Source organism: Streptomyces sp. NPDC001068 (assembly GCF_042897315.1).
Taxonomy (GTDB): domain Bacteria; phylum Actinomycetota; class Actinomycetes; order Streptomycetales; family Streptomycetaceae; genus Streptomyces.
This window is the reverse complement of record NZ_JBIAYD010000003.1, coordinates 497,732-513,174: the sequence shown is the minus strand read 5'-3', so window position 1 is coordinate 513,174 and position 15,443 is coordinate 497,732. Positions and strand designations below refer to the sequence as shown.

General features: G+C 72.5%; 14 protein-coding genes. 8 read left to right on the top strand and 6 right to left on the bottom strand.

Annotated elements, in window-relative coordinates:
- Positions 1-15: 15 nt before the first annotated feature.
- The 3 genes from ACFY3I_RS11720 to ACFY3I_RS11710 form a co-directional block, all read right to left on the bottom strand.
- On the bottom strand, positions 16-1,092 hold the full coding sequence (locus ACFY3I_RS11720; protein WP_365284270.1) for a hypothetical protein: 1,077 nt from the start codon (positions 1,090-1,092) through the stop codon (positions 16-18).
- Between the two features lie 233 nt (positions 1,093-1,325).
- Positions 1,326-1,733, bottom strand: coding sequence for a hypothetical protein (locus ACFY3I_RS11715; protein WP_365284272.1), 408 nt, complete (start codon positions 1,731-1,733; stop codon positions 1,326-1,328).
- An 84-nt stretch (positions 1,734-1,817) separates the two neighbouring features.
- Positions 1,818-3,029, bottom strand: coding sequence for a pyridoxal phosphate-dependent aminotransferase (locus ACFY3I_RS11710; protein ID WP_390860422.1), 1,212 nt, complete (start codon positions 3,027-3,029; stop codon positions 1,818-1,820).
- A gap of 146 nt (positions 3,030-3,175) precedes the next feature.
- On the opposite strand from ACFY3I_RS11710, the gene ACFY3I_RS11705 reads away from it, so the two are divergent.
- Together ACFY3I_RS11705 and ACFY3I_RS11700 are read left to right on the top strand one after the other, a co-directional pair.
- Positions 3,176-3,883 carry a hypothetical protein gene (locus ACFY3I_RS11705; protein WP_390860421.1) on the top strand — a complete coding sequence of 236 codons (708 nt, stop codon included), beginning with the start codon at positions 3,176-3,178 and terminating at the stop codon, positions 3,881-3,883.
- Positions 3,884-4,103: 220 nt separating this feature from the next.
- Positions 4,104-4,949 carry a serine protease gene (locus ACFY3I_RS11700; RefSeq protein WP_390860420.1) on the top strand — a complete coding sequence of 282 codons (846 nt, stop codon included), beginning with the start codon at positions 4,104-4,106 and terminating at the stop codon, positions 4,947-4,949.
- A gap of 114 nt (positions 4,950-5,063) precedes the next feature.
- Here ACFY3I_RS11700 and ACFY3I_RS11695 read toward each other — a convergent pair whose 3' ends face one another.
- Complete coding sequence (locus ACFY3I_RS11695; RefSeq protein WP_390860419.1) at positions 5,064-6,680, bottom strand: amidohydrolase family protein; 1,617 nt, start codon at positions 6,678-6,680, stop codon at positions 5,064-5,066.
- A gap of 8 nt (positions 6,681-6,688) precedes the next feature.
- Positions 6,689-8,014: an alanine racemase gene (locus ACFY3I_RS11690; protein ID WP_390860418.1), complete on the bottom strand. Its 1,326-nt coding sequence runs from the start codon at positions 8,012-8,014 to the stop codon at positions 6,689-6,691.
- 92 nt (positions 8,015-8,106) lie between these two features.
- Between ACFY3I_RS11690 and ACFY3I_RS11685 the strand changes: the two genes are divergently transcribed.
- From ACFY3I_RS11685 to ACFY3I_RS11665, 5 genes are all read left to right on the top strand, one after another.
- Positions 8,107-9,369, top strand: a complete 1,263-nt coding sequence (locus tag ACFY3I_RS11685) for a sugar kinase (protein WP_390860417.1) — start codon at positions 8,107-8,109, stop codon at positions 9,367-9,369.
- Positions 9,366-10,127, top strand: coding sequence for an IclR family transcriptional regulator (locus tag ACFY3I_RS11680; protein ID WP_365284286.1), 762 nt, complete (start codon positions 9,366-9,368; stop codon positions 10,125-10,127). The genes ACFY3I_RS11685 and ACFY3I_RS11680 overlap by 4 nt, the downstream gene beginning before the upstream one ends.
- Positions 10,124-10,537: a RidA family protein gene (locus tag ACFY3I_RS11675; RefSeq protein ID WP_365284288.1), complete on the top strand. Its 414-nt coding sequence runs from the start codon at positions 10,124-10,126 to the stop codon at positions 10,535-10,537. Before ACFY3I_RS11680 ends, ACFY3I_RS11675 begins: the two co-directional genes overlap by 4 nt.
- Positions 10,538-10,662: 125 nt before the next feature.
- Positions 10,663-12,144: a GntP family permease gene (locus ACFY3I_RS11670; RefSeq protein ID WP_390860416.1), complete on the top strand. Its 1,482-nt coding sequence runs from the start codon at positions 10,663-10,665 to the stop codon at positions 12,142-12,144.
- 64 nt (positions 12,145-12,208) lie between these two features.
- The gene (locus tag ACFY3I_RS11665; protein ID WP_390860415.1) at positions 12,209-12,808 is read left to right on the top strand and encodes a hypothetical protein; all 600 of its coding nucleotides are present in this window, start codon (positions 12,209-12,211) and stop codon (positions 12,806-12,808) included.
- Here ACFY3I_RS11665 and ACFY3I_RS11660 read toward each other — a convergent pair.
- A complete protein-coding gene (locus ACFY3I_RS11660; RefSeq protein WP_390860414.1) occupies positions 12,805-14,160 on the bottom strand; it encodes a M14 family metallopeptidase in 1,356 nt (451 codons plus the stop codon). The two genes, ACFY3I_RS11665 and ACFY3I_RS11660, sit on opposite strands and share 4 nt — an antisense overlap.
- Before the next feature lie 338 nt (positions 14,161-14,498).
- Between ACFY3I_RS11660 and ACFY3I_RS11655 the strand changes: the two genes are divergently transcribed.
- Positions 14,499-15,419: an MEDS domain-containing protein gene (locus ACFY3I_RS11655; RefSeq protein WP_390860413.1), complete on the top strand. Its 921-nt coding sequence runs from the start codon at positions 14,499-14,501 to the stop codon at positions 15,417-15,419.
- Positions 15,420-15,443: the final 24 nt, after the last annotated feature.

The window sequence follows — 15,443 nt, the reverse complement described above, 5'->3', positions numbered from 1 at the left end:
CATGAGATCCCCCCGTCAGCCGCGCGCCCGGCGGGCCATCTCGTGCAGCACCGCGGAGGTGGGCACGGGCGCCTGCCGGACGCCGGTCAGTGTCTGGTTGAGGTACGCGGCCCGGTCGGCGGTGGCCGTGACGAACTCGGCGGAGTCGCCCTGGGGCCGGAAGCCGTGCTTCACGGCGAGCTTGCGCAGGGTCGGATCGGTGCTGAGGAGTTCGCCGAGCCCCCGCCCGGCGTCGTCCATCGGCACGATCGTGTGGTCGCTGTTGACCGTGGTGTCCGGGTAGAGGACCACCAGGTCGTCGGCGCCGTGCTGTTCGGCGAGCAGGGAGACGACCTGCGACTCGTACAGGCACACCAGCGGGTTGCCGGCACCGGAGATGAAGTCCCGGAACACCGAGTCGCTGCTGGGCTGTTGGGCGCCCTGCACGCTGACGAGCTTGTGCAGCAGCGGTGCCGTCCTCGCGACGTCGGCGTCACCCGCCACCACCCGGCCGCCGTTGGCGACGTAGGAGGTCGCGGCGAGGTAGAGGGCGCCCGAGTTGGACGTCTCCGGGTCGGTGCTGGTGATGTACAGCGTCCCGGTCAGCTCGCCGTGCGCCTTGGCCCCCTTGAGCTGCTGCCAGGTCCGGTCGTGCCGGGCGGCGTCCAGGTAGGCGGCCATCTTCAGCGTGCCCTTGCCCTTGCCGTCGAGCACGGCCAGGCCGTTGGCCGCCAGCACCTCGGCCGCGCTGCGGTGGGCGACCACCACGAGCGGCGAGTAGAAGGGCCTCGGCAGCGGCTGGCGGGCGTGGTACTTCTCGGCCAGCTGGTCGGCGGGCGCCGAACTGGACGGGAAGGCGAAGTCGTAGCCCTTCAGGTCCAGGCCGTCCATGGCCCATGACCCCGACGCCTCCGTCTTCACGGTGTAGCCCTTGGCGGCGAGGGCCTTCACCACATCGGGATCGGCGAAGAAGTCCGACTTCTCCGAACCGATCACACCACGCACGGTCTTCGTTGCCGTGCCCTTGTCGTCCCCATGCCGGCCTGCGACGACGGCAGCCACCACGCCGCCGATCAGCAGCACCGCCAGGACGATTCCCGCGATACGTCTCACGCGGGGGAGCGTGCTCGCGGAACCCCACGTTCCTGGGCGACCGGGGTGAACGGGGGGTGAATCGGACGTCCCGGATTACTACGGGGGGACGAGAGCCGATCAGAGGTGCAGGAAAGGCCGTCCCGGGACGGGGAGTTGTGGCAACCCGGTCCGCGCGCGCTTCGGGGGCGCGCGGACCGGGGCCGTCCGGGGGGCGGGCCGGCGGGCGGGGGTGGGCCCGGCGGCCGGCCGGGTCAGGCCGTGGCGGTGAGTGCGCTCGCCGCGGCGTGGGCGTCCATGCGCTCGGCCGCGAGGATCGCCGCCGCGGTGTCCGCCCGGGACGCCGCGACGACCAGTGCGCGGCCGGCCAGGGCGTGGGCGCGCTCGTGCAGGGGGGCCGGCCGGCCGGCCGTGGCAGGCGACGCGCGGACCGGGGTACGTCCGCCGCGCAGCCGGGCGACCTGCTCCGCCAGCCGGGTCGCGGCGGCGTCGAGGTCGGTGGAGGGCGTGAGGCCGCGGAGTTCGTCGGTGACGGCGAGCAGCGCCGCGAGATGTCCGGCGAGCTGGATGTCCAGCTCCTCCTCGCGCGTCCGGTGGGGGAAGTCGGAGGGGGTGCCGACCATCGTGCTGTGGACCGACTTGGTGCGGATCGGTTCGTACATGGGAGATGGCCTCCTGTGCTGTCAGGAAGCCATCCTACCTTGGATCTCGTCTAAAGTTGACCCGGTTCACCGTCCGTGGCCCGGCTACGGCTGCCCGTAGCCGTCCAGGAAGCGGCCGATCCGGCTGATCGCGTCCCGCAGGTCACCCACCGACGGCAGGGTCACGACCCGGAAGTGATCCGGTTCCGGCCAGTTGAACCCGGTGCCCTGGACGACCATGATCTTCTCCTGCCGCAGCAGGTCCAGGACCATCTGCCGGTCGTCCTTGATCTTGAAGACCTGGGGGTCCAGGCGCGGGAAGAGGTAGAGGGCGCCCTTGGGCCGTACGCAGGTCACGCCGGGGATCTGGGTGAGCAGCTCGTACGCCGTGTCCACCTGCTCCTTCAGCCGCCCGCCCGGCAGCACCAGGTCGTCGATCGTCTGGCGTCCGCTGAGCGCCGCCACGACCCCGTGCTGGCCGGGCATGTTCGCGCACAGCCGCATGTTCGCCAGGATCGTCAGACCCTCGATGTAGGAGTCGGCGTGCGCGCGGGGGCCGGATATGGCCATCCACCCGACCCGGTAACCGGCCACCCGGTAGGCCTTGGACATGCCGTTGAAGGTGAGCGTGAGCAAGTCCGGGGCGACCGCGGCGGTCGGGGTGTGCGTGGCGCCGTCGTAGAGGATCTTGTCGTAGATCTCGTCCGAGCAGACCAGCAGGTTGTGGCGGCGGGCGATGTCCGTCAGTCCGCGCAGCACCGCCTCGTCGTACACCGCGCCCGTCGGGTTGTTCGGGTTGATGACGACGATCGCCTTGGTGCGGTCGGTGACCTTGCGTTCGACGTCGGCGAGGTCGGGCATCCAGTCGGACTGCTCGTCGCAGCGATAGTGGACCGCGGTGCCGCCGGAGAGGGAGACCGCCGCCGTCCACAGGGGGTAGTCCGGTGCCGGCACGAGGACCTCGTCGCCGTCGTCCAGCAGGCCCTGCATCGCCATCACGATCAGCTCGGAGACGCCGTTGCCGATGAAGACGTGCTCGACGTCGGTCTCGATGCCGAGGGTCTGGTTGTGCATGACGACCGCCCGCCGGGCCGCCAGCAGGCCCTTCGCGTCGCCGTAGCCGTGCGCCGAGGAGACGTTGCGGAGGATGTCCTCCAGGATCTCCGGGGGGCAGTCGAAGCCGAAGGCGGCCGGGTTCCCGGTGTTGAGCTTGAGGATGCGGTGTCCCGCCGCCTCTAGCCGCATCGCCTCCTCGAGAACCGGGCCCCGGATCTCGTAACAGACGTTGGCGAGCTTGGTCGACTGGATCACCTGCATGCCGGTGAGCTTACGGTGCGGTAACGCTCGTCGCGTCGTGTTTTCCACCACGTGGACACGGAGAGTCGCGTGGCGCGTACCGGCGGTTTGGCCTGTTATCGCCGGTAGCTGTCTCATCGGCCCCTTCCCTCCTAGAATCCGCGTCCATGCCGAGACCTGCCGACGAAGAGACCGGGCCCGCCAAGCTCTACCGCCCCGAGGGCGGACCGGCCCCCGCGTACGAGGAGTTCCGGGACCCGGCGTCCGCGCACGGCTGGCTCAACGCCTACGACGAGACGCGCGAACTGCCCAGGATCGTCCCCGCCGCCCCCTCCGTCCCCGCCGCGCCCGCCGCCCCGGGTCCGCGGGGAGCGGGCCGTGCGGACCGGCGGCGGGCCGCCCGCGACACGGCCGGCCGGCGTTCGAAGCGGGTCGCCGTCGCGGTCGGCGCGCTGGGCGTCGCCTCCGTGGCCGCGCTGATCACCTCTGTCGTCGTCCTCCCCGGCTCCTCGCCCGCGCCCTCCTCGTCGTCGGACGGCGCGCGGGACGGCCGCAGCGGTGCGGAGCGCACGTCGGACCGGACGCCGTCCGGGAAACCGGACGAGGCGGGGCCGAACGGTTCCCCGGCCGCGCCCGCCACGGCGTCGGCGGCTCCGGTCGTGGCCGCGTCGACGGCCGCCCTGGCCACCGCGCCGGTCGGCGACCCGTCGTCCGCGAGTGCGTCCACGCACAGCGGTGCCCCGCCGTCTCCCACCGCCTCCCGCAGCGCCGTCGCCCCGCCTTCGGCGCCCCAGCCGCCCACGCCGTCGGCCGGGAACACCTGGTCCTGGCACCCGGGACACGGGCACGGCCGGGGTGGTGGCCACCACCGCTGAACGGCGGACCGCTTTCCGGCCACGTCCGGGTGGCCGGGCGATCGGCACAACGGGCCAACCAGGCGCACTGGTCGGCCGTCATCCAGGGTGACGGGCCCCGGCAGGTCCGACCGGAAACCGCGTGGCGCATCCGCGATCCTTCGTGCTGAAAATGTGCATGACAAGATTGCGGGTGGCCGGAAGATCTCCGGTCACCCTCGTCGTATAGAGGGGACCCCACATGAACAAGCCTCTCGTCGCCGCGCTCGCCTCCCTGGCCATCACCGGGATGGGCGCGGCACCGGCGATCGCCGCGCCCACGGCCGCGGCGCAGCCGAAGGCGGCCGCCGCGGTGGCCGTCAACTTCGCCGGCACCGTCTCGCTCAGCAACTGCTCCGGCTCGGTCATCCGCTTCGCGAACTCCGCGGACACCGACCCGGCACTGGTGCTCACCAACGGCCACTGCCTGGAGACCGGCTTCCCGGAGCCCGGCGAGGTCATCACCAACCAGTCCTCCAGCCGCACCTTCGGCCTGCTGAACTCCGCCGGCACCAAGGTCGCCACGCTCCGCGCCAACCGGGTCGTCTACTCCACGATGACCGACACGGACGTCACGATCTACCGCACCACCACGACCTACGCGGCGATCAAAAGCTCGTACGGCATAAGCCCGTTGACCGTCAGCGGCACGCACCCCGTCGCCGGTACCGCCATCAAGGTCGTCTCCGGGTACTGGAAGACGATCTACAGCTGCAGCATCGACGGGTTCGTGTACCGGCTGAAGGAGGGCGACTGGACCTGGAAGGACTCGGTCCGTTACACCTCCGCCTGCAACACCATCGGCGGGACCTCGGGCTCGCCGGTGATCGACACCGGCACGGGACAGGTCGTCGCCGTCAACAACACCGGCAACGAGGACGGCGGCCGGTGCACGGTCGACAACCCGTGCGAGGTGGACGCGAACGGGAACGTCACGGTCCGGCAGGGCATCAACTACGCGGAGGAGACGTACATCATCCCGGCGTGCTTCACGACGGGGAACGTGCTGAACCTGAACGCGAGCGGGTGCACCCTGCCGAAGCCGTAGGGGTTGGCGGGCCGGTAGGGGTTGGCGCGCCGTTGCCGGGTGCGGGTGCGGGTGCGTAGGGGCTGGTCGCGCGGTTCCTCCCCCGGCCTTCGGCCGGGGGTACCCCCGGCGCCCCTAAGGGCGACGGGGCGCACGTCGGACGGAACGTCCCGCGAGTTCGCCGGTTCTCCGGCCGTCCTCCATCACGAAGCGGCCGTCGATCAGGACGTACGGGATGCCGGTCGGCAGGCGGCGGGGCTCCTCGAACGTCGAGCCCGCGGCCACCGTCTCCGGGTCGAAGAGCACGAGGTCGGCCCGGTACCCCTCGCGGACGAGTCCGCGGTCCGGCAGGCGCAGCCGGGCCGCGGGACGGCCGGTGAGGTGGGCGACGCACTCCTCCAGGGACAGGACTCCCAACTCCCGCACGTAGTGGCCGAGATAGTGCGGGAAGGTGCCGTAGGCGCGGGGGTGCGGCTTGCTGCCCCGCAGGATGCCGTCCGAACCGCCGGTGTGGACGCGGTGGCGCATGATCGCGCGGACGTTCTCCTCGTGGCCGACGTGCTGGAGGATGGACGGGGCCAGCCGGTCCGCCAGCAGCAGGCGGCGGGCCGTCGTCCACGGGGTCTCGCCGCGCAGCCGCGCCGACTCCTCGAGCGTACGGCCGACGAGGTCCGCCAGCGCCGGATCGGCCACGCCGGAGATCTCGATGGTGTCCCACTCGATGGGCACGCCGTGGCAGCCGTCGGAGCCGATCGACTCCAGATGGTGGCGGATGCGTTCGGAGGTCTCGTCGTCCGCGAGCCGCGCCAGCACCGCGTCCGGTCCGCCCTCGTTGGCCCAGCTCGGCAGCATCGCCGCGAGGGTCGTGCAGCCGGGAGTGTAGGGGTAGGTGTCGAGCGTGATGTCGGCGCCGTCCGCGAGGGCCCTGTCCAGCAGGGACAGCAGCTCGGGCGCCCGTCCCCTGTTCACCCCGAAGTTCATGGTGGCGTGCGCCAGGTGCAGGGAGCAGCCCGCCTCCCGGGACAGCGCCACCATCTCCTCGTACGCCTCCAGGGCGCCCGCCCCGTACGAGCGGTGGTGCGGGCAGTAGTAGCCGTCGTAGGACGCCACCACCCGGCACAGTTCGGTCAGTTCGGCGTCCCCGGCGTACATGCCGGGGGTGTAGGTGAGGCCGGAGGACATGCCGACCGCGCCCTGTTCCATGCCCTCGGCCACCAGCCGCCGCATCCGGTCCAGCTCGGCCGGGGTCGCGGCGCGGTCCTCCCAGCCGACGGCCAGCGCGCGGACCGTGCCCTGGGGGATCAGATAGGCCGCGTTGACGGCGACGCCCCGGTCCAGCCGGTCCAGGTACCCGCCGACCGAGCGCCAGTCGAAGTCGACGTCGTCACCGGGGCCGTTCCAGCCGGCGATCGCCCGGCGCACCTCGGCGAGGGTGCGGTCGTCCACCGGCGCGTACGACAGCCCGTCCTGGCCGAGGACTTCGAGCGTGACCCCCTGCGCGGCCTTGGCGCTGTGGTCCGGGTCGCGGAGCAGCGCCAGGTCGCTGTGGGCGTGCATGTCGATGAAACCGGGGGAGAGGACCAGGCCCTCGGCGTCCAGCTCGCGTGTCGCGCGCGGGCGCTGGCAGCCGGCCGCCGCGGCCTCCTTGACGACGGCGACGATCCGGCCGCCGTCGACCACCACGTCCGCCCGGTAGGAGGGCGCACCGCTGCCGTCGACGACGTCGGCGTCCCGGATGACCAGATCCTCCATGACCCCTCCTAGAAGAACGTGCGGACGTAGTCGACGACCGTGCCGTCCGCCTCGGCGACCGGGATGAGCTGCCACTTGTCGAACGAGGTGCACGGGTGCGACAGGCCCAGTCCCACCCAGTCCCCGACCTGGAGATCGGCCTCGGCGGTGGTGGCGAGCCAGGTGTGCTGGTCGGACAGTCCGGTGACCGAGACCCCGGTCGCCGGGCGCTCGGTGCCGTCCCGGCGGACCACCTGGGCGGCCGGGAGGTCCAGGTCGTAGGCCGCGTCCCGCTTGCCGGCGTTGGCGAAGGCCTGCTCCGCGGAGGGGCGCGAGACGATCTGCGCCCAGAGCCGGAAGGCCGGCTCCAGGGCGCCCTCCTCGGGCACGCGGTTGAAGGGGGTGACCTCCTTGTAGCGGCCGTCGTCGTGCGAGACGTAGGCGCCGGACCGCAGCAGCTTCCGTACGGGCAGGGAGAGCGCGGGGATGCCGGCGAAGACGTCGGCGACCGCGTCGAACCAGGCGCTGCCGCCCGCGCTGACCACAATCTCGTCGGCGTCGGCGAAGTGTCCGGCCGCGTCGAGGTCCACGGCGAGTTCGACGAGCCGGCGCAGGTAGGCGTGCACCCGGTCGGGGTCGGCCTGCGGGACCTCGCCCTCGTACCCGGCGACGCCCACCAGCCGCAGCGTCTCCGCGGCGGCCACCGCGTCCGCGACCGCCGCGCACTCCGCCTCGCCCCTGACACCGGTCCGGGCGCCTTCCCCGGCGGCCAGCTCCACGACGACGTCGACCGGACGGGAGCCGTTCCCCTTCAGCGCGGCCTCCATCAGCTCCACTCCGCGCACGGAGTCGACGTAGCAGACGAAGCGGAACTCCGGGTCGCGCTCCAGCTCGGCGGCGATCCAGCGCAGGGCCGGGGCGTCCACGAGCTCGTTCGCGAGGAAGATCCGCCGGGTGCCGAAGGCGCGGGCCACCCGGACCTGGTGCGGGACGGCGAGCGTGATGCCCCAGGCGCCGTGCTCCGTCTGACGCCGGAAGAGCTGCGGGGCCATGGAGGTCTTGCCGTGCGGGGCGAAGGCGAGGCCGTGCCGCGCGGTGTACGACTCCATGAGCGCGAGGTTGTGTTCCAGGCGCTCGGCGGAGAGGGCCAGTACGGGCGTGGCGAAGCCGTCGGAGAAGAGGTTGCGGCGCTGGGCGGTGAGCTCGCCGACGGTGAGGCCGTCGGCGTCGGGCGGGAGGCCCTTGAAGCGGTGGTCGACGCGTTCGTCCGCGAGTCGGGCGAGCGCGTCGGTGCCGGTGTCGGTGGACACGGAGCCTCCCTGGAGCCGGTGGGTTGCATTATGTGCAACGTCCATTGCGTATATCGCTGACCGCTGTCTAACATCCACGCCGACGCCGGGTCAATGGAGCCCGCCGCGACCCGACACGACGAGGAGTCACGACCATCGTGAACGCCACCGACGCCGCCCACGCCGCCGACGTCGTGGCCGCCGTGGCCGCCGTGGACGTCGTCGCGCTCGGCGAGTCCATGGTGGCCTTCCTGCCCACCCGGCCGGGGCGCCTCGCGGACGTACCGTCCTTCGACCGCGCGATCGGCGGCGCCGAGTCCAACGTGGCGTGCGCGCTGGCCGCCGCCGGGCACGCCGTGCGGTGGGTCAGCCGGGCCGGCGCGGACGGGTTCGGTGACCACCTGGTCGAGACGGTGGCCTCGTACGGCGTCGACGTCGGGCACGTGGACCGCGATCCGGTCCGTCCCACGGGGGTCTACTTCCGTACGGCGGGGGACCGCGCGACGGACGCGCACGAGGTCGCCTACTACCGGGCGGGGTCGGCGGCGTCCGCGATGTCGGCGCGGACGGTGGATCTGGCGGCGGTACGGGCGGGACGCGTCCTGCACCTGTCCGGGATCACCGCCGCGCTGTCCCCCGGATGCCTGGAACTGCTGCGGGAGCTGACGGCCCCCGCCGAGGGCCGCCCGGTGGTGTCCTTCGACGTCAACTACCGCCGGGGACTGTGGGGTTCGGGGAACGGTCCGGAGGTCCTGCTGGAGCTGGCCCGCCGGGCCGACATCGTGTTCGTGGGGGAGGACGAGGCGGAGGAGGCGTGGGGGGTGACCGGCGGCCCGGCGGCGGTCCGTGAGCTGCTGCCGGAACCGTCCGTGCTGGTCGTGAAACAAGGGGCGGCGGGGGCCACGGCGTTCGTGCCGGGTGCGGGTGCGGGTGCGGGTGCGGGTGCGGGTGCGGGTGCGGGCACGGACGCGGGCGAGGGTGCGGCGCCGTCGTGGCCGGTCGAGCGGTTCACCGCGCCCCTCACGGGGCGCTGTGGCTGCGGGTGCCCGGCCGGCTCACCCCGTGGCGGTCAGTCGTGCGGCACCCCGCCGGTGCCGGTGAGCGAAAGCCCCGCACCCACCGCGGGGACCTTCGAACCCGCCCCCGCCGTCGACGTCGTCGCCCCCGTCGGCGCCGGGGACGCCTTCGCCGCCGGGTTCCTCTCCGGGACCCTGCGCGGCCTGCCGCTGCGGCGGACCCTGCGGCTCGGTCACCTCTACGCCGCCGCCGCGCTGACCACGCCCGCCGACCTCGCCCCGCCCCCCGCCCGCGACACCGCCGACCGGCTGACCGCCCTGGGCGACCTCGCGTGGGAGAGACTTCGACTCGGCCCCGGCTGGACCGAAGCCGACGCGGCCGAAGAGGAGGTACGCACCCCATGAGCCAGACCGTCGACCGCGCGCTCAGCATCCTGCCGCTGCTCGCCGAGGGCCCCGCCGACCTCGGCCGGGTCGCCGAGCGCCTCGGCGTGCACAAGTCGACCGCGCTGCGGCTGCTGCGCACCCTCCACGAACACGGGCTCGTCTACCGCCAGTCCGACCAGCGCTACCGGCTGGGCGCCCGCCTCTTCGCACTCGCCCAGGAGGCGATGGAGAACCTCGACGTCCGCGAGATCGCCCACCCCCACCTGGCCCGCCTCAACGAGGCCTGCGGGCACACCGTCCACCTCGCCGTGTTCGAGGAGGGCGAGGTCCTCTACATCGACAAGGTCGAGAGCCGCTACCCGGTGCGCATGTACTCGCGGATCGGCAAGCCGGTCGCCATCACCGTCGCCGCCGTCGCCAAACTGCTCCTCGCCGACCTGCCCGAGCCCGACCGCCGCGCCCTCACCGACAGGCTCGACTACCCCATGTACACGGCCCGTTCGACACCGAACGCGGAGGCCTTCCGCAAGGAACTGGCCAAGGTGCGCGAACAGGGCTGGGCCACCGACCTCGGTGGCCACGAGGAGTCCATCAACTGCGTCGCGGCCCCCGTCCGCGGCGCCGACGGCCGGGTCGTCGCCGCGATGTCGGTCTCCGCGCCCAACGTCGTCGTCACCGCCGACGAACTCCTCACCCTGCTCCCGCAGGTGCGCCGCACGGCGGACGCGATCAGCGGCGAGTACTCAGGCAGAACCCCGATCAAGGAAGCCCGATGACCGAGAAGACCGCCCTCACCCCCACGACCCACACCACCCCGCCCGCCCGGTTCTCGCACGGCGTGCGCAAGGGCAACATCCTCCAGGTCGCCGGCCAGGTCGGCTTCCTGCCCGCCGAGGAGGGCAAGCCCCCGACCCCGGCCGGCCCCACGCTGCGCGAGCAGACCCTCCAGACCCTCGCCAACGTCAAGGCGATCCTGGAGGAGGGCGGCGCCTCCTGGGACGACGCGATGATGATCCGCGTCTACCTCACCGACGTCGACCACTTCGCCGAGATGAACGCCCTCTACAACGCCTACTTCGAGGAGCAGGGCCTCACCGCCCCGCCCGCCGCCCGCACGACCGTCTACGTCGGTCTGCCCGCCGGCCTCCTGATCGAGATCGACGCCCTCGCCGTCCTCGACGCCTGACGTCCCCGGGCACACCCGCAACTCCCGCACACCGCACGCCGGTCACGGCACGGCACCCCCACGGGGCGCCGTGCCGCGATCCCCCCTGCCCGAAAGCACCATGTTCCTACGAAGAGGACCCCCACATGACGTCGCTGCCGCTCGCCGCCGCCACCCCACCCGCCGCGCCACCCCACACCGGAGGACTGCTCCTCCTGCTCGACGGCACCGCCGGCCTGCTCACCGTCGCCGCCATCGGCATCGCCCTGCTGCTCCTCCTCATCATCAAGGCGCGGCTCCAGCCCTTCGTCGCCCTGCTCGCCGTCTCCATAGCCGTCGGCCTGCTCGCCGGACTCTCGGTCACCGAACTCTTCGGCACCGTCCAGCGCTCGGACGCCGTCTCCACCGTCGAGTCCGGCATGGGCGGCATTCTCGGCCATGTCGCGATCATCATCGGCCTCGGCACCATGCTCGGCGCGATCCTCGAAGTCAGCGGCGGGGCCGAGGTGCTGGCCTCCCGGCTGCTCAACCTCTTCGGTGAGAAGCGCGCCCCGCTCGCCATGGGCCTGACCGGTCTCATCTTCGGCATCCCGGTCTTCTTCGACGTCGGCATCTTCGTGCTGGCCCCGCTCGTCTACGCGGCCGCCAAGCGCGGCGGCAAGTCGATCCTGCTGTACTGCCTCCCGCTGCTCGCCGGTCTGTCCATGACGCACGCCTTCCTGCCCCCGCACCCCGGGCCGGTGGCCGCCGCCGCCCTGCTCCACGTCGACCTCGGCTGGGTCATCCTGATGGGCGTCGTCTGCGGTGTCCCGGCGGTGCTCGCCGCCTGGGCGTACTCGGCCTGGATCGGCAGGCGGATCTTCGTCGGCGTACCGCAGGACATGGTCGAGGCGGCCGACGAGGCCAAGCAGGCCGTGCTGGCCGAACAGCGCGCGGCCGGCGTCGAGCCGCGGGAGGAGCCCGTCGCGCTCGGTACGGTCCTCGCCATCATCGGCACCCCGCTGGTCCTGATCCTCGCCGCGACCTTCTCCTCCATCGCCCTGGACCCCTCCACCGGCCGCTCGGTGATCGAGTTCTTCGGCACCCCGATGGTCGCCCTCACCATCGCCCTGGTGCTCGCCTACTACCTGCTGGGCATCCGGCGCGGCTGGTCCCGCAAGTCCCTGGAGACGGTGTCCACCGCCTCGCTCAAGCCGGTCGGCAACATCCTGCTGGTGGTCGGCGCGGGCGGCATCTTCGGTGCCGTGCTGAAGGCGAGCGGGGTCGCCCAGGCCCTGTCCGACACCTTCCACGGCGTCGGCCTGCCGGTGATCGTGCTGTCCTACCTGATCTCCGTCGTGCTGCGGGTCGCGCAGGGCTCGGCGACGGTGGCGATCGTGACGACGGCCGGCATCGTCGCCCCGCTGCTGAGCGAGGGTCACCACTCCCAGGCGTTCGTCGCCCTGGTGATCATGGCCGTGTCGGCGGGCTCCATCTTCGCCTCGCACGTGAACGACGGCGGCTTCTGGATGGTCGCCAAGTACTTCGGCATCAGCGAGCGGGACACCCTGAGGACCTGGACCGTTCTGGAGACGGTGCTCTCGGTGGCCGGGTTCGCGGTGGCGGCCGTCCTCAGCGTCTTCGTGTAGGCGTCTGATAACGAAGTCGGGGCTGGCTGTGTCCGGCACAGGTTCTTGGACCATACTGCCCGCTGTGGAGCAGCGCATAGGAGCCAACAGCCAGCCCCTGGAAGGCGCCGGATTCGACCCGGCCTTCATCCCCGGGCTCACCTCGCCCACGTCCGCCGAACCGGCGGACGCACGGGCGCAGGCCGCCGAGGCCGAGGAGGCGGAGGCCGCCGACGGCACGGCCGAACCGGCGTCCACCACCAAGGCCGTGGAGGACGCCGGGGTCGAGGCCGCGGCCGGGGCCGCGGTCGACGGGGACGACGAGGAGGGGGCCGCCGACGGTCCCCGCTTCGACGCCTCCGACCGGCGCGCCCGGATAGTCGCCGACCACCAGGGCGTGCGCCTCAGCCTCGACGAGGAGAAGTGCGAGTTCCGCTGGGACGAGATCGGCGCGATCGAGACCGAGGCACCGCGCTTCGGGAAGCGGTTCACGATCACCGTCCACACCCCGGACCGCCGCTGGTACCCCATCGAGATCGAGGCGACGGCCCGCTCCCGCTTCAAGGAGTGGGAGGACGACCTGGACGCGGTCCTGGACGCCTACTTCGAGGACGGCGAGAAGAAGGAAGCCGCCTCGCAGACGGAGGACGAGACCGAGGACCAGGCCGGCCCCACGGCGCCCTAGGCGCAGTACTGCGCCTCCTTGCCGATCGTCCGGTACACGCAGTCCGCGTTCTCCAGCAGTTGGAACACCGCGTCCCGGTTCCGGGAGGTCTCCCGCTCGATCACCTCGTCGGGCGGGTAGAACCCGCCCCCGGAACTGGACGTCGGGTACATCTCGAAGGTGAAGTCGAAGATCTTCTGGGTGCCCCACAGGTAGTCGTCGATCGACCCGTCGGTGATGTACAGATCGCTGGACTGCTCCGGCGTGTAGCCGTTGCTCGCCGCCATCTTCCGGCCCAGGGCCTTGAACGCGGCCGCGTCGTCGGCGGTCATGCCGGTGCCCGTGTCGGCCGTCGTGTACCCGTACGGCCACAGCACCAGTTCGCTGTACGTGTGGAAGTCGATCCCGGCCTTGATCTGCTGTTTCCCGCCGATCACCCGGCTGCGCGCGAAGTCCGCGACGACCTTCACCTCGGGCGCCGACTCGGGGGCCGCGCCCCGGTAGGTCTCCGCGGACGCGCTGCCCGAGGACCCGCCGCAGCAGCCCCACCGGTGGTTCCAGTTCCGGTTCAGGTCGGTACCGACGTACGAGGAGCCGGAGTTGGGCTGCCGGTTCTTGCGCCAGGACCGGTAGGAGCCGGTGGCGATGTCGTACTCGCCGCCGTCCGGGTTGAGATCCGGCACGATCCAGATCTCCCGGCCGTCGACGATGTTCCTGACCCGTGAGTCGGAGGCGTATCCCGCGCCGAGCTCCCGCAGCAGGTACAGCGCCATCTCCACCGTGAGGTGCTCACGCGCGTGCTGATGGAAGGTCAGCAGGACCTCGGGTTCGTTCTCGTCCGTGGCGACGTTGTCGCTGACCTTGACCGCGACGATGTCCCGGCCCTGGTACGACTTGCCGATCACCCGTTTGCTCATGATGCCCGGGTAGGCGGCGATCCGCTGGTCGATCTCGGCGTTCGCCTCGGCGTAGTTGTGGTACTTCGAGTCGGCCGACGGGAAGTCGAACAGCCGCAGCCGGTCGGCGCCACCGGAGCGGTCCGGTGCCGCGCCGAGGGGGGTGACCTCGTAGCCGAGGCGTTTCAGCGCGGCGACCTGCGAGGCCCGTCCGGAGACGACCACCGTCTCCTCGTCGGCCTCGTCCACGCTGACCCCGGTCCGCTGGATGGCCGCGCGGGTCACGGGCGTGGTGCTCTGGTGGATCTCGTACTGCCGGACGTCGTCGGCGGAGGGCGGCGCCGGGCGGGCGCTGTCGGCGGACGCGTGACCGGAGGCCGCCGACACGGGAGCCGCGAGGGCGAGGGCCAGCAGGACGCCGAGCGCGGCGGTCCGGCCGCGGCCACGGGCGCCGGAACCGCGGATGCGGAGTCGCATGAGGTCTCCTGGGGGTGGGGGGTGAGGGGGGTGGTGCCGTGCGACATGGCTGTGCGGGTGCTGTGCGGTGCCGCTCATCGTCGAGGAATGACATGAACAGGTCAAGACAGTAAAATCGGCCGCTGCGCCGGCCGGACGAAACGGCCGCACAGAGTACGCCTTTACCCGCAACCGCAGGCGGCTCCCGCCCAAGTGCACCCACCCGCGTGATGTCCGCACCCGTCTGCCCGGTCCAGCGGGAGAACGTGGACGGACGGCCACCGCCGGCCGAGGCCCGGCCGGTCCCGCTCACCGGCTCCGTCCGGGTGATCGTCCGGCGCTGACCCACAGGAGAGCCGATGAGCAGAAGCACGAGCGCGCACCCCGCCGCGGCGCCGGACCGCTTCGACCACCGGATGGCCGCGTTCGGTTCGGACGAGGGGTTCGTCGCCGCCGCCCTGCCCTTCCTCGCCGAGGGGCTCGCCGCCCGCGACGAGCCGCCGCCCGTCGCCATCGCCGCCCCCGCCCTGCTGGCCGTCCTGCGCGACGCGCTCGGCACCGACGCCCGGGACATCGGGTTCGTCGACCACGCCGACTGGTACACGGGCACGGCCGCCAACGCCGTGGCCCGGGGCGCCGGCTACCTGGCCGCGAACGCCGGACCCGGCGGCCGTGTCCACCTCCTGATGGAACCCGACTGGGCCGGCCGCGCCGGGCGTTCGGTGCGGGAGAGCGCCGAGTGGATCCGGTACGAGTCCCTCGCCAACCTCCTCTTCGCGCCGTCCGCCACCACGGTCCTGTGCGCGTACGACATCCGGACGGCGGGCCCGGCGGTGGTCGACGCGGCCCGCCGCGCCCATCCGGGGACCGGGGTGTACGAACAGCCGTCGGTGCTGGTGCGCGAGCTGGACGCGGTACCGCTGGCGCCGCCGCCCCGGACGGTCACCCGGCTGCCGGGAGCGGAGTCGGTGCGCGCATGGTCGGCCGGGCGGGGACTGGCGGCCCGGGAGGCGGAGCTGTTCACGCACGCGGTGGCGGCGGCCGCCGTCGCGCACGGGCCGGTCGTCGACTTCGTCGCCTGGGGCGAGGCGCCCGCCTGTGTCTGCGAGCTGCGGCTGTGCCGGGCGGTGGCGGATCCGCTCGCCGGGTTCGTGCCGCCGCCGGGCGGGGAGCCGGAACCCGGGCACGGGCTGTGGTTCACCCGGCAGGTGTGCGCGTACGTCGACGTCCGGGACGGCACGGCCGGGGACGGTGCGAGGATCCGCGTCCAGTACGGATGACCGGACCGCCGGAGTGGACCGCCG